The sequence below is a fragment of the Anaerobacillus alkaliphilus genome (assembly GCF_004116265.1).
Classification (GTDB): domain Bacteria; phylum Bacillota; class Bacilli; order Bacillales; family Anaerobacillaceae; genus Anaerobacillus; species Anaerobacillus alkaliphilus.
The window spans coordinates 710,675-725,704 of the sequence record NZ_QOUX01000046.1; the positions used below are offsets into that span (position 1 = coordinate 710,675).

Sequence of the window (15,030 nt, forward strand, 5' to 3'; positions counted from 1 at the left end):
GCCTCCATTTTAAAGTTTAAGATATTTCTCATTTGTTTTCGAACAGTCATATTGCCTTAAGATATCATTAATAATTGCTCTGGATGAGTTTGGAAAATGTAGCATCGAAAGATTTTCCTTCATTTCAATGAGTTTCATTTCGTTTCGAATAAGATGTTTAATTTCAGTCACTAATTTATCTTTATCTTCATGCCAAACAGCTGCCCCTTGTTCTTGAAAAAATTGGGCATTTTCTCGTTCCTGCCCAGGAGTTGCTTTTGGTAACACAATCGGTGTATTCATAGCCATCGCTTCAGATAGAATAATTCCACCAGGTTTTGTAATTACACAAGTAGATATTTTTAATAATTCAGCCATTTCAGTTACATATCCAAAAACTTTGATATCCGTATATGTTTGATATTTTGTTTTTAACTGATTATAAAGCTCAACGTTTTTCCCACAAACGATGAGTAGTTGGATGACAGGATCGTCTTTTAATCTGTCGCAAATTTCCTTCATTTCATTTGACACACCATAAGCTCCTGCTACGATTAAAACTGTTTTCTTGGTTGGATTTACTTGATATTTTTGAACAAGATCTCCTCTGAACGTGGTTTCTTCAAAAACTGGATTAATCGGCATACCTGAAACAAAAATCTTTGTTTGACTAATACCTAGCTCTAGTAAATCTTGTTTTAGTTTTCTCGATGCAACATAATATTTATCAATGTTTGGATGTATCCATGAATGGTGTAAGCAATAATCCGTAATCACATTATAAGTAGGTATAATAGCTTTCGTTTTTGATCGATGAAACGGAACGGCAAAAGACGGAAATGTATTAATAATCACATCTGGCTTTTCTTGATCAACAATTTTACATAGTTTCGAATAGCCATAGGATAATAGTTTTAAATTTTTTCTTTTTGTAATTTGCTTACTACTGTAATAAAAAAGTCGATAAATATGCCTGCCACTTTTAGTAAAGCTCTTCAAATAGATTTTTTTGGTCCATTCATTAAAAGTAGGACTTGTTTCATAAAATAGATCTTTCACAATGACTTGATTCCCACCTGATCGCTTAAACTCCTGGACAAGTGAATCTGCTACTTGAAGATGACCATTTCCGTAATTTGATGTTAAGATTAAAACTTTCGGACCTTCCATATGCGAAACGCTCCTTTTAACTAAAATATAGCTAGGCTGTAATTCTTTGCTTTTTTTTCAGTACGTCTTCAAAACTAGCAAGTAAACGATCAAATATTTGCTCCCACGATTGAGCATTAGCAAACTGACAAGCATGATCGCCTAATTTCTGCTGTAGCTGACAATCATCTAATAAAAGAGACGTATATCTAGCAAACTCTTGTGTATTTTTTGGTTCACATAGAAAGCCATTCTGTCCATGATTGATTAGGTGTTGCACTCCCCCAGCTCTTGCTCCTATTACAGGCAAACCTGAGCTTTGAGCTTCTAATACTACATTTCCAAACGTTTCAGTTGATGATGGAAAGATAAAAACGTTACTAGAGGCATATACCTCAGCTAAATCGTTTCCTTCCATAAACCCAGTCCAAGTGATTTGTTCACACTCTAGCTCTGATAATTGTTTTAGTAGCGGACCGTCACCAACCATGAGTAAATGAGTATCTTTTTTAATTTTTTCTGGTAGCTTGTGAAATGTGTTGAGTACCACCTGAACATCTTTTTCAGGAGAAATCCTTCCTACATAAAGGAGAATATTTTTTTCTTTGATGTTATATTTTTCTCTAATTTTACTTGTTTGTTTTTCGGGCGAGAAAAATGAATGATCAACCCCGCGGCCCCATAGTTCAATCTTGTCGTGGATCTGTTGACTAAGGAGCTTTTCTCTTGTGCTTTCTGATGGGACATATACTTTTTCAAAGTAACGATGAAACCAAGACATGTATTTCCAAATCCACTTTTGCAAAAAGGTTAAGTGATAATACTCTAAGTAGTCATCAAAATGTGTGTGGTACGAAGCAACCATAGGAATGTTATGTTTTTTTCCGTAATGCAATCCAAATAGACCAAGATTAAAGGGTGTTGCAATATGAATGAGGGATGGATTGAAGTCGTCAAGTGTTTGTCTAATGTGAAGTGGGTTAGGAAGGGCAATGCGACATTCAGGATATAAAACAAAGGGAATGCTCGTAAATCTCTGAACTTGCGGAACAGTTGGCACAGGTGTACTACTTTCAGGAACGAATAGTTTGTATTCAATCCCCCGTGCTTCTAGATAATTCGTATACCTTTTTAATGTTTTGGCAACACCATTAATCTCTGGGGCGTAAGTATCAGAAAAAATTGCAATTCGCATCTTTACACACTCCCGTTCGCTATTGGATTATTACTCACAATCTAAATGTAACAAAAATTTGTGAAAACAATATTGAGGTCGTATTAATTTTTACTAAGAAAACTAAACAATCCGATAACGTTGGCTTAACATTTTCATATTAGGATGGTGGTAACGACAAATGCCATAAGAGAATGAACGGGGGAATTGTGATGAACCGGTTAGTCACATGGATTACAACGAACGATACTCATATTTTTCATTTTGTTAACCAACAATTACGATGTAGAATTTTTGATTTTCTTTTACCTAAATTGACACATATGGGTGGTGCAACTTTTACAATTACTTCACTATTCATCATTATCTTTTTTAGTGAGAGCCTGATTAGATATTGGGCTATTGAAGCACTATTATCTTTAGCATTAAGCCACGTTATTGTGCATCTTATTAAAAAGGTGTATTGTCGCAAACGCCCCTACGATAAACTTACTGGTGTAAATTTAAGCTCAAACCCTCTTAAAGATTATTCCTTTCCTTCTGGACATACAACAGCAGCTTTTTCAATTGCTATTGTCTTCTCTTTACATTCTCTTTTGCTTGCAATCATACTTCTACCGATTGCTTTAATGATAGGATTTTCTAGAATGTACCTTGGTCTACATTACCCAACAGATTGCATCATAGGAGCTTTGCTCGGAACAATTAGTTCAATCATTCTTGTCTGGCTTGGCTTACTTTAGATACAAAAACCCAAAGTCCATATTTAGGACTTTGGGTTTTTGCTTGTTACTATCAGATCTTTATAAATCGCTAACTTGCCGTAGTGTCCTTTTTGTCACTATAGATAGGAGATAGACTAGCTTCATCAATCGTCTGTTTCATCACTAAAGGGCGCCCAACAGAATAGTATTCAACACCTGCCCTCTCTGCTTCTGGAAGAGAATAGCAATTACGACCGTCAAATATGACCGCTTTCTTCATTAGTGCTTTGTACTGATGCAGATTAAAGCTTTTAATTTCTTCCCATTCCGTTAAGATCAAAACCACATCGGCATCTATTATTGCCGTTTCAATACTTTTGGCATAAACAACTTCTGTTGGCAAGTATTTTTTTGCTTCATCTATAGCAACTGGATCATACGCTATGACTGTTGCACCCTGTTTCACTAATTCTTCAATAATGACTAGTGATGCTGCTTCTCTCATGTCATCAGTGTTTGGCTTAAAGCTTAGACCTAGAACAGCAATATTCTTGTGTAACAATGATGTTATTCGTTTTTTAACTTTTTCTACTAGTAGCATTTGCTGTTTATTGTTTACATCTATAACCGCCTTCAGAAGCTCAAACTCATGCTTTACATTTCCAGCTAGTTGAACTAGAGCTTTAGTATCTTTTGGAAAACAAGAGCCCCCATACCCAATCCCAGCCTGTAAAAATTGGTTTCCGATTCGTTGATCGAGTCCCATACCGTAAGAAACCGCTTCGACATTCGCACCCACTTTGTCACAAAGATTTGCAATTTCGTTAATAAAACTTATTTTTGTAGCCAGAAATGCATTTGAGGCATACTTAATCATTTCAGCACTGCGAATGTCAGTCTTATAGATTGGTATTTTCAAGGGTTTATATAGCTGGCCAATAATAGCCGCTGCTTCATCCAATTCACTCCCAATAACAATTCGATCTCCATGAAACATATCGTAGATAGCCGAACCCTCACGTAAAAATTCGGGGTTCGATACAATATCAAATTCAACAGTTGTATATTTTTCAATTAGCTTCTTAATGTACTGATTTGTGCCTACAGGGACTGTACTCTTGGTAACGATTATTTGTCGTTTTTTGATATTTTTAGCAATTTCAATTACCGCTTGTTCCAGATAAAATAGATTAGCTGTACCGTCATGATTAGCAGGTGTTCCAACAGCTATGAATATCACCTCTGAGTCTGCAAAGGCTTGTGTAGAAGAAGATGTGAACCAAATATTTCCATCGTTTATATTTTTTCTTAGCAAATCTTCTAAACCAGGCTCATATATCGGAGATTGACCATTTCGAAGCATTTTTATTTTCAGTGTATCTACATCCAAACAAATGACTTGATGGCCGATCTCTGAGAGGGTAACCCCTGTCACTAACCCAACATAGCCCGTTCCTACTACTGATATCTTCACTATGCCAAAACCTCCACCTTATTATTTTAAGACTGGTTGTTTCTTAATCAGTGCTTCCATATAAATTCGTAAGTCTGTTTGAAGATCTTCTCTTTCAAGTGCAAAGTCTAGAGTAGCTCTAATAAACCCTAACTTATCACCTATGTCATAGCGAATCCCTTCAAAGTGGTAGGCCAAAACAATTTGTGTTTCATTTAACAAATTAATAGCATCCGTTAGCTGGATTTCTCCCCCAGCCCCAGGCTTGAGGTTTTGTAAGATTGGAAATATCTCGGGACGGAGAATGTATCGCCCCATAATTGCATAATTAGATGGTGCCTTTTCAATTGCAGGTTTTTCAATGAGGCTCTGAAGATGGATAACACCTTTTTCAATTTCTGAACCCTTTGGCGCAACAATCCCATACTTTGATACATCAGCATCACTTACCGGTTGCACCCCCACTACTGAAGAGTGATACCTTTGATGAATGGAGATAAGTTGTTTTAGACATGGGGTATCAATGGATTTCACAATATCGTCACCAAGCAGTACAGCAAAAGGTTCGTCATCGATGAAAGATTGGCATGAGGCTATGGCATGACCTAAGCCGAGAGGTTCTTTCTGACGTATATAATGGATATTTGCTAATTTAGAGATTGCCTGAACTTCTTCTAATTGGATCCACTTTTGTTTAGACGAAAGTGTAGCCTCTAGCTCATAGGACTTATCAAAGTGGTCTTCTATCGCCCGTTTTCCCCGACCACTCACAATGATAATATCTTCAATCCCAGATTCCACTGCTTCTTCAACAATATACTGAATGGTAGGTTTATCAACAATTGGTAACATTTCCTTTGGTTGAGCTTTTGTTGCTGGTAGAAATCTTGTACCTAATCCACCTGCCGGAATAATTGCCTTGCGAATCTTCATAACCTAACCTCCCGAAAAAAATAGTAAGCTTTATACCCACCATTTTATCAAGAGATTATTAAGCTACAGTAAAGATTCCCTAAAGATAGATTGAGGTTATTTACACGATGTATAAGTAAGGATTTGTTGAAAAACTTCCGTTGGTCGTTCCTCAGTGATTAAGTGCCCTGCTTCTTTATACGTGACTAAAGTAGCGTTAGGCAAATCTTCCACTAGTTTATTACCAACGTGAACAGGAACAACGCGATCTTCTTTGCCCCAAATCAAGAGGACCGGTAGATTTATTTCTCGTAACTCCTCACTCGTTAAATCGCCTTCGCGGTACCTTAATAAACGTACTAGTGAGCTATAAAAGTCTTTTTCTGCTAAAGGCTTTGCAAACTCATCAATATGCTGTTTTGTAATTAAGGACTTATTATAAAAAACGTTATGTAAATACTCCTTTACATCTTTTTTTAAGACATACCATTTAACAAAATGGCAGAAAAAAGGTACATATGAACAACAAATTAAGGATTTTTTCGCTTTCTGTAAGTAACCGGAACTACCTAATAGAATTAATTTATTAATTTTCTCAGGAATAGCTTTAGCCACATACAAGGCGATTTGTCCACCCATTGAATGACCAACAATAGTAACCTTGTTAAGATTAAAGTAATTGATACATTCACCTATTAATTTTGCGTAATTAGCAAATGAATAATGAAATGACTTTGACTTCTCACTTCTACCAAATCCAGGCAAATCAATGGCAATGATAGAAAAATTTCTTTCGAGTAGAGGTAAAAGACGATTGAAGGTGTATGTCGAAGAAGCGAACCCGTGGATTAAGAATATTGGGGGTTTTTCATTTAATGAATATTCACAATAGATATTTATATGATCTACTTTTATGAACGTTTGATTAAGCGACATAGTATTCACTCCGCAAATAGTAGTATATCTATTATGTTCGAGCAGATGTAATACAATGTAGCTTTTACCTAAATTTAATATAGTTAACAATACCTAAAAACCTTCTAGGTCACTTAGATAGAAGGTTCTCTAGAGTACATATACTTTTTGCTCAACCATCATATAACCAATTCCTCTAACGGTTTTAATATACAATGGCTTGTTTCTACAAGGTTCAATCTTTTCCCGTATTCTACTAATGAAGACATCAATAACACGTGGGTCTGCAAGTATCTGCTCATCACCTACAACTGATAGCAATTGTTCTCTTGATATAGGCGTTCCTTTGTTTTGACAAAGGTAAAGTAGTATTTCAAATTCTTTCATAGTTAAATCTATCAGAATATTTTTGACATAAACACTGTAGTTTGCAGGTGATATTGAAATATCACCATTTACCAGAATGTCATCTTTTAATGGTAAGTTCGAAACTTCTTGTCGTAGGTCTGGCCAAACCATACTTTGACGTCTCAAGATTGATTTTACTCTAGCAACTAATTCTTTTGCTCTTACTGGTTTACGGATATAGTCGTCTGCGCCTAGTTCCAAACCTAGTACGAGATCAAATTCCTCATCTCGCTCTGACATTAAAATAAGTGGCGTCCAATTTTGTTGTTGCATTCTGAGGGTTCTACAGAAATCAAATGCTTGATACCTGGTAAAATCTAAGTCTAAAATGATTAGGACAGGTTGTAAGTCCTTTATTAAGTGTAACCCTTCTTCTAAATCACTAGTATGACAATGTAAAAATCCAGCTTCACGGAACGAGTCACTTACCTTTGAAGTAATAAGTGGTTCTGGATTTATGATGAGAACTGTTTGGCTCATTTGCGACCTCCAGATAGTTCTAATTCTAGGTTTTTAAGGAGAGACATATTCTGTCTCCCCTTTTAAAAAACTAATTTAAATCGAAATATTTACCATTTACTTCATAAATAATTAACTCGGCAATATTTGTTGCATAGTCAGCAATTCGTTCAATGTATCGTGAAATAAAAGCTAATTGTGTTACTTGTTCAATCTCAAGTTGCTCCGAAATAACAATGTTAAATATTTTTTTTACAAATTGAGAGTACATTTCGTCTACTTTGTCATCTAACTGAGCAATTTTTTGTGCTTCAAGGACATTACCTTGTTCATAAGCAATTAATGCCTTTGAAATCATTTCACTTGCTAACTCTGACATTTGTGACAACAAACTTGTATCAATTTCTAACTCTGTCATTGGAATACGCCCGGCTGCCTTACAAATATCAACAGCTAAATCGCCTACTCTTTCTAAATCACTCGAAACCTTATAAGCGACAATAATCTTTCTAAGGTCTGAAGCTACTGGTTGTTGTCGGGCAATTAGTACAGTTGCCTTCTCGTTAATTTGAATTTCTTGTTGGTTTATTCTCGCGTCATTTTCCTTAATCTCTTTAAATTTTGCTAAGTCATTGGTAATGAATGCTTCCATTGCTTGTATAAATGCCTCGTTCACTTGATTACCTAATGATACAATACTCTCTTTTAACCCACTTAACCCCGTATGAAACGTTTCTCTAGTGTGCATGCAAACTCTCCCCTTATCCAAATCTTCCTGTAATATAGTCTTCTGTTCGTTTATCCCTAGGGTTTGAAAAGATGAGATCTGTATTGTCATACTCAATAACTTCACCGTTAAGGAAGAATGCTGTTTTATCCGAAATTCGAGCGGCTTGCTGCATGTTATGAGTAACGATAATAATAGAGTATTGTTGCTTTAATTCTTCCATAAGTTCTTCAACCTTAAGAGTTGATTTTGGATCAAGAGCACTTGTAGGCTCATCCATTAAAATAACTTGCGGTTCAACAGCTAAACAACGAGCAATACATAATCGTTGTTGCTGCCCACCTGAAAGACCATAGGCGTTCTCGTGTAAGCGATCTTTTACTTCTTCCCACAATGCAGCTCCACGTAAGCTTTTCTCAACAACTTCGTCTAACACCTTTTTATTTCTAATCCCATGAATTCTTGGACCATAAACAATATTTTCATAGATTGTTTTAGGGAACGGATTTGGCTTTTGAAACACCATGCCAACTTTCGTCCTCAACTCTTCCACATGAAACTTAGGATCAAAGATATCTCTTCCTTGGTAGATAATGCTTCCAGATGTCTTAACACTTGGTACCATTTCTACCATTCTGTTTAATGTTTTAATAAATGTTGATTTTCCACAACCTGATGGACCGATGATAGCTGTTACATCCTTCTCATGGAAATCTAGATTAATGCTTTTTAACGCTTGATCTTTTCCGTACCATAAATTTAATTGATTTACTTCATATACTTTCTTCTTATTTGTATTTGAAACTGCTTCATCTTTAGTTTTGTGAACTACTTTTGTTTGAACTGCAACTGTCGTCATGATTATCCCCCTAGACTGATAGTTTATTAATATCTTCTTTGAAATTTATTTCTTATTAAAACAGCGATTGAATTCATAATAATTAGCATACCAAGTAAAACAATAATACCAGCGGCAGCTACATACTGGAATTCTTCTTGCGGACGTGACGTCCAGTTAAAAATCTGAATTGGCATAACTGTAAATTGACTCATTAAATTTTCTGGAACAAAAGCGATATAGGTTAACGCACCAATCATAATTAACGGTGCTGTCTCACCAATTGCTCTTGAAAGAGCCAGAATGTTACCAGTTAAAATACCAGGCAATGCAACTGGGATCACAATACGTCGTATCGTTTGCCACTTTGTTGCTCCCATTCCAAATGATGCTTCTCGCAAATCTTTCGGTACCGCTCGGATAGCTTCCTGTGAAGCTACTACGATGATCGGTAAAATTAATAATGCCATTGTTAACCCTCCGGCTAATACACTTCGATCTAAGCCTAGTCCGCGGACAAAAAGTGTTAAACCTAATAGACCGAAGACAATCGAAGGTACACCTGCTAAGTTGGAGATGTTCATTTGAATAAATTTTGTAAACATATTCTTCTTGGCGTACTCCTCTAAATAAATCGCTGTCCCTACACCTAAGATAAAGGCTATAGGAGCAGTTACTCCCATCATCCAAATGGTACCGAAAATTGCTGCTTTAATACCTGCATCTGCTGGGCGTCTAGATGCAAAACTCGTAAAGAAATCCCAGTTTATATAACCAATTCCTTGAGTGAAAATTCGGTATAGTAATATTGATAAAACTAGTAAGCCAGTAAGTGTAGCTAGTAAAAATACAAAAGAAAAGAATTTATTTTTTATTAAACGAGTAGGAATATTTTTTATAGCTTGTGTCTGTTTCTTTGCCAATTCCATTCTAATATTCCTCCCTGAATTTTCGTGAGATAAAGTGTGCTAATATGTTCATCACTAGAGTGAATACGAATAGTGTCATCCCTACAGCATAAATACTATAGTAAACCGTTGATCCATATGTGGCGTCACCTAAACTTACTTGAACAATATAAGCAGTCATTGTTTGAATAGCACTTGTAATATCGATGGCTGATGTTGGATTAGCACCACCGGCAACTGTTACAATCATCGTTTCACCAATCGCTCTTGAAATGGCTAATACAAATGATGCAATGACACCTGAGAGAGCAGCAGGCAATACAACTTTTATCGCTACTTCAAATTTTGTTGATCCTAATGCATAAGCTCCTTGTCTTATTGAGTTCGGAACTGAGCTCATTGCATCTTCCGATAAGGATGCAATCATCGGGATTATCATAATACCTACAACAATTCCCGGACTTAATGCGTTATAAATAGATAAATCAGGAATTACTTGTCTAAGCATTGGTGTTACAAACGTAAGTGCGAAAAATCCATATACAATTGTAGGAACTCCAGCTAAAACTTCTAATATAGGCTTAATCATTTTCCGCCTCTTCTCAGAAGCATACTCACTTAAATAGATTGCTGCCCCTAGCCCTATTGGAACTGCTACAACTACAGCAATCGCTGAAACTAATAGAGTACCAGTAATTAAAGGTCGAATACCAAAGTTAGGGTTTGAGTGCATTGGATGCCATTCTTTGCTAGTAATAAATTCGAAAAAAGAGATAGTTTTAAAAAAAGTGAAGGTTTCAAATAATAACGTAAATACGATACCTAATGTAGTTAAAATTGAGATACTAGCACAAACTAGAAAAAATTTCGGAACTGTATTTTCTGTGAATTTTAGGATTGATCTTTTTGAGTGATTATCTGCAATCATTTCACTCACTGATCTATTTTCTTTTTTCATTTCCATCCCCCTAATTGCGTAAAACATATTGGAAGGGATGACTTATATGGTCATCCCTATTCCTTCTTTTTATTAAAAACTATTTAGCCTTTTTAATTAATTCAGCGTTATTATCATATTCTAATTGCGGCATGTTAATATACCCTACTTCTAACGCTAATTCACCTACATGTTCATTTAAGAATGTTAAGTAATCTAAAACTTCTGGACGTTTTAACGCTTCTTTGTTTACATACATAAACATTGGTCTTGAAAGCGGCGCATAAGTTCCATTATTAATTGTTTCTTCAGTTGGTGTAATCGCACCATTACCATTGTCGATTGGAACAACTTTTAACTTATCTTGGTTTTCATAGTAATAAGCATAACCGAAGTAACCAATTCCACCCTTACCACCTGATACACCCATAACTAGAACATTGTCATCTTCTGAAAGTTGTGCATCTTTACGAATATCTGTTTTCTTTAGGATTACTTCATTCCAGTAATCATAAGTTCCTGAGTCATGTCCTGGACTAAAAAATTCAATTTTGATTTCAGGCCATTCTGGACGGAGATCTTTCCAAGTAACAACATCTGATCCATCAACCCACATTCTATTTAATTCTTCAACTGTTAAGTAATCTACAAAGTCATTATCCTTACTAACTACTACCGATAATCCATCGAATGCTAGTTTTAACTCAATATATTCAACACCGTTTTCTTTAGCAAGAGCTGCTTCTTCTTCTTTGATTGGACGAGAAGCGTTACTAAAATCAGTTTCACCGATTACGAAACGCTTAAATCCACCACCAGTTCCAGATACACCTACTGGAGCTTTTACGTTTGGTTGAATTAAGTTGTACTCTTCAGAAACTGCTTCTAAAATTGGGAACACTGTTGATGAACCATCAATCGCGATTGTTCCAGATAGTTTTTCTTCTTGTTTCTCAGTTTTTTGTTCAGTTTTTTGTTCAGTAGTATTGCTAGCTGTTTGGGTGTTTGTCTTGCTTGCCTGTTCTCCACTTCCACAAGCTGTCACTGTTGTAAGTACAGCTGCAATTGTTAATGCTAACATTGAACGTTTAAACTTCTTCATTTGGTAATTTCCTCCCGAAAATGTTTCGTTTTTATTTTGTGTTAGAGATCAAATCTTTTAATCTATCTCCTTCACAAGTACTAATTTACTCCCTGAATTTGAAGCTGGAATGAACGTAGTGTAAAGAAATTGTTAACAATCTAGTCCATTTGTAAATGTACTTCAAAAGAAATGAGTAAAATTAAGCTTTATTCCTCTTAAAAATTTACAATTAGCCTTATAAAATTTATCTATCAAACTTATACAATATAAATAAAAAGAGTAAGCAACCAAATTATTTAGATTGCTTACTCCTTTTTCTCTAGTAATTATTTACTTTAAACTGAGCGGTCATTTGACTTAGAGAATTTGAAAGTTCATTTAACTTTAGACTAACTTCATGGGTGTTTTTCATTTGTTCGTTTTGTTCTCCTGAAATTACTAAGATCTCCTCCGAGTTAGCAAGAGTTTCTTGAGAAACTGAGACATAACTCTCAGCACTTGCCTCCATTTGTGGCAAAGATATGGATAACTCTCCTAGAAGCTCTTTCATTTCACCGATTTTCTTGTTTACTACCTCAATTTCGTCCGTTAAATGACTAAAAGCAGTTTGCGATTCACCTATCACTGATAGATTTGACTTAAAATTACCATGCATATGGAAAAAATCATTAGAAGCTTTTAAAACTATTTGCTCCATTCTTCCAATCGTCTGAGTAATTTCTTCTGTTGCATGAGCAGACTGCTCTGCTAATTTACGAACTTCACTCGCCACCACCGCAAATCCTCTTCCAGCGTCACCAGCTCGAGCTGCTTCAATGGTTGCATTTAACGATAATAACTTGGTTTGTTCTGCAATGTTCTTAATTAGACTTACTACATCTGCTATGGATAGGGAATATTCCTTTACGAGATTAATTGTACCAGTCATTTCCTGAAACTCTTCTCCAAACTTCTTCGTACTATGAATTACTTCTTTTACATGAAGTTCACCTTTCTGTGCTGAATTATTCATCCCTGTTGCACTTGTAATTACTTCGTCCATATTGCTAAATATGTTCTCAATCTGATATTTCATCTCCTGAAACGTATCAATACTGTCTTCGGAAGAAACAGCTGTTTGCTCTGCACCAATTTTCACAACTGAAATAGCTTCAACTAAGCTATTATTAGACTCTAAGACGGTAATTGTTGATGTTTTTAAATCAAGGCTTGTAGACGATAATTGTTTTGTCGTTACATTTATTTCAGCTATCATCTCTTTCATTTTTACCATCATTTGATTAAAACTTTTAATAAGTGAAGCGATCTCCGGAATAGTTGTACTAATCTTTATTTCTTGTGTCATATCTCCAGATCTAACTTCCCTCATGACATTTCTAAGTGCAGTTAACGGGCGAGTGATAGTACGTAACATAAGCATAGTAAATATAAAGGCTATGATAGAACTAATGACAATTGTGATAATGATAAATTGGCCTAACACTTTAATGGGGCCTAAGTAATCATTGGTTGGAACTAATAAAACAAAGGTGCCTTTTAATTCCTGTACTTGTTTAAACGCTAACGTATAATGAATTCCATCAATTTTTGCATGAAGAATACCGTTATCTTTTCGAAGAATATCTTCTACCAAAGTTTCAGTAAAGTTTATATTAGAGTTCGAACTAATAGGAAACGGATAAACTTGTTGAGACTTAATGAGATAAAAGTCTGGATCTAAGCCATCTTGTATTAATTCGGCTGCTTGATTAGGAATTACTCTTTTCTCAAATCTTTTAATAAATCCAGGCTCATCACCAATATAAGCATAGATTAAATTTGCTGCCACTTCATCTGCAACATTAACTTCTCTAATTAGACGGTTTTCAATAATCTTCATTGTGTTTTCTCTAGATTGAACATAACATACCGAACCCACCACAGATAAAGATAGAATTAGTAATGTTAAAAAGAGAAAGGTGAGCCTTGTTTGTAATGTAATCTTTTCTAAAAAGCTAGGCCGCTGTTTTACTTCTTGTTTTTTCCCTCTCTTATATATTTTATTTTTGTATAGTTGAATAAACATTCTTACTTTACTCTTCACCTAGATCCCCACTTTGTATGAAATTTTATTTATCTAAGAAATTATGCCAAATAAATTTTAAGCCAGTGTAAATTTCATGTAAATTTACATCAATATCTGTAAGAAAATGTAGAAAAACACCAAAACGATTGTTTTGGTGTTTTGTTCAAGTTACCAGCTTATAAGACGAATTCTAAACCTTTCTTAGCTAAAATAGTATCACCTTTATATAGTGATTTAGCTTCCTTTACTAACTGCTCAGGATCCCCAAAGTGAGGCAAATGAGTTAGTACAAGTTTTTGAACTCTGGCATCATTTGCAATGGTGGCTGCTTCAATACTGTTCATATGTCCGTAAGGTTTCCCATCTTGATGGGCGTAAAAACTGGTCTCACAAATAAATAAGTCAGCCTCATTTGCAAATTCATTAAACGTTTCCATATAGCTACTATCTGCAGTATAGACAATCGATTTTCCATTAAGTTCAATACGCATCGCAAAGCATTTGGCTTTATGTTGTGTTTCTAAGTACCTAATAGTAAATGGACCTATCTTAGATTCATGCTCTTCGTTATATATGTAAGATAAAACATGAGGAGGATACGCTAGTTTTTGAAATTCTTCTTGATCGTATGGATGCCCATAAACCATCAGTGGTTTCGCCGTTTTATCAATATCACGATCAATTAACCGACTATATTGCAATGGTCCAATATCGGCAATATGGTCATGGTGATAGTGAGAAATAATGAGAGCATCGATCTCATGTAATGAACAAAAGTTTTGCAATTGAGATAGCGCTCCACTGCCGCAATCAATTAACAACTTAAAGTTATCATGCTCCAATAAATAACAAGATGTTGCGTCACCTGCCTCAGGGTAGGCGCCCCAGTGGCCAATTACTGTTAGTTTCATATGACTCTCCTCCAAGAAAAATTCTAATTTCAATTTGGTTTCATTCTACACTAATTTAACACGGCAAAAAAGCTCTAACCATTTGGCTAGAGCTTCATTTAAGCTATTAAGCTTCTTGACTTACTGGGTATACACTTACTTGCTTTCTGTCGCGACCTAGACGTTCGAACTTAACAACGCCGTCAACTTTAGCGAATAATGTATCGTCTCCACCTTTACCTACGTTTACACCTGGGTAAATACGTGTACCGCGTTGACGAACTAAGATAGATCCGCCAGTAACAGTTTGACCGTCAGCACGCTTTGTACCAAGACGTTTCGAGATTGAGTCACGACCGTTCTTTGTACTACCTACCCCTTTTTTCGATGCGAAAAATTGAAGGTTCATTTTTAACATGAGAATTCAC

General features: G+C 35.5%; 15 protein-coding genes. 1 reads left to right on the forward strand and 14 read right to left on the reverse strand.

What is annotated here, in order from left to right; all coding sequences use genetic code 11:
• Window positions 1–9: 9 nt before the first annotated feature.
• A complete protein-coding gene (locus DS745_RS18700; protein ID WP_129079732.1) occupies window positions 10–1,149 on the reverse strand; it encodes an MGDG synthase family glycosyltransferase in 1,140 nt (379 codons plus the stop codon).
• A 31-nt stretch (window positions 1,150–1,180) separates the two neighbouring features.
• Window positions 1,181–2,323, reverse strand: a complete 1,143-nt coding sequence (locus DS745_RS18705) for a glycosyltransferase family 4 protein (RefSeq protein ID WP_129079733.1) — start codon at window positions 2,321–2,323, stop codon at window positions 1,181–1,183.
• 191 nt (window positions 2,324–2,514) lie between these two features.
• Here DS745_RS18705 and DS745_RS18710 point away from each other — a divergent pair, with 191 nt between their 5' ends.
• Entirely contained in the window at window positions 2,515–3,045 is a 531-nt protein-coding gene (locus DS745_RS18710) for a phosphatase PAP2 family protein (protein ID WP_161568316.1), read from the forward strand.
• A 70-nt stretch (window positions 3,046–3,115) separates the two neighbouring features.
• Here DS745_RS18710 and DS745_RS18715 read toward each other — a convergent pair whose 3' ends face one another.
• From DS745_RS18715 to rpmA, 12 genes are all read right to left on the reverse strand, one after another.
• On the reverse strand, window positions 3,116–4,480 hold the full coding sequence (locus DS745_RS18715) for a UDP-glucose dehydrogenase family protein (protein ID WP_129079735.1): 1,365 nt from the start codon (window positions 4,478–4,480) through the stop codon (window positions 3,116–3,118).
• Between the two features lie 21 nt (window positions 4,481–4,501).
• Window positions 4,502–5,392, reverse strand: coding sequence for a UTP--glucose-1-phosphate uridylyltransferase GalU (gene galU / locus DS745_RS18720; protein ID WP_129079736.1), 891 nt, complete (start codon window positions 5,390–5,392; stop codon window positions 4,502–4,504).
• 96 nt (window positions 5,393–5,488) lie between these two features.
• Window positions 5,489–6,307 carry an alpha/beta fold hydrolase gene (locus DS745_RS18725; RefSeq protein ID WP_129079737.1) on the reverse strand — a complete coding sequence of 273 codons (819 nt, stop codon included), beginning with the start codon at window positions 6,305–6,307 and terminating at the stop codon, window positions 5,489–5,491.
• A gap of 129 nt (window positions 6,308–6,436) precedes the next feature.
• Window positions 6,437–7,174, reverse strand: coding sequence for a response regulator transcription factor (locus DS745_RS18730; protein WP_129079738.1), 738 nt, complete (start codon window positions 7,172–7,174; stop codon window positions 6,437–6,439).
• A 70-nt stretch (window positions 7,175–7,244) separates the two neighbouring features.
• Window positions 7,245–7,901, reverse strand: a complete 657-nt coding sequence (phoU, locus tag DS745_RS18735) for a phosphate signaling complex protein PhoU (protein ID WP_129079739.1) — start codon at window positions 7,899–7,901, stop codon at window positions 7,245–7,247.
• A gap of 13 nt (window positions 7,902–7,914) precedes the next feature.
• Window positions 7,915–8,739 carry a phosphate ABC transporter ATP-binding protein PstB gene (gene pstB / locus DS745_RS18740; RefSeq protein ID WP_129079740.1) on the reverse strand — a complete coding sequence of 275 codons (825 nt, stop codon included), beginning with the start codon at window positions 8,737–8,739 and terminating at the stop codon, window positions 7,915–7,917.
• A 26-nt stretch (window positions 8,740–8,765) separates the two neighbouring features.
• A complete protein-coding gene (gene pstA, locus DS745_RS18745) occupies window positions 8,766–9,647 on the reverse strand; it encodes a phosphate ABC transporter permease PstA (RefSeq protein ID WP_129079741.1) in 882 nt (293 codons plus the stop codon).
• Between the two features lies 1 nt (window position 9,648).
• Complete coding sequence (gene pstC / locus DS745_RS18750) at window positions 9,649–10,590, reverse strand: phosphate ABC transporter permease subunit PstC (protein WP_129079742.1); 942 nt, start codon at window positions 10,588–10,590, stop codon at window positions 9,649–9,651.
• Window positions 10,591–10,663: 73 nt separating this feature from the next.
• A complete protein-coding gene (locus tag DS745_RS18755; protein ID WP_129079743.1) occupies window positions 10,664–11,665 on the reverse strand; it encodes a PstS family phosphate ABC transporter substrate-binding protein in 1,002 nt (333 codons plus the stop codon).
• A gap of 301 nt (window positions 11,666–11,966) precedes the next feature.
• Complete coding sequence (locus DS745_RS18760) at window positions 11,967–13,730, reverse strand: methyl-accepting chemotaxis protein (RefSeq protein ID WP_129079744.1); 1,764 nt, start codon at window positions 13,728–13,730, stop codon at window positions 11,967–11,969.
• Window positions 13,731–13,888: 158 nt separating this feature from the next.
• A complete protein-coding gene (locus DS745_RS18765) occupies window positions 13,889–14,623 on the reverse strand; it encodes an MBL fold metallo-hydrolase (protein WP_129079745.1) in 735 nt (244 codons plus the stop codon).
• Window positions 14,624–14,729: 106 nt separating this feature from the next.
• Window positions 14,730–15,020, reverse strand: a complete 291-nt coding sequence (gene rpmA / locus DS745_RS18770; RefSeq protein ID WP_129079746.1) for a 50S ribosomal protein L27 — start codon at window positions 15,018–15,020, stop codon at window positions 14,730–14,732.
• Window positions 15,021–15,030 lie beyond the last annotated feature (10 nt).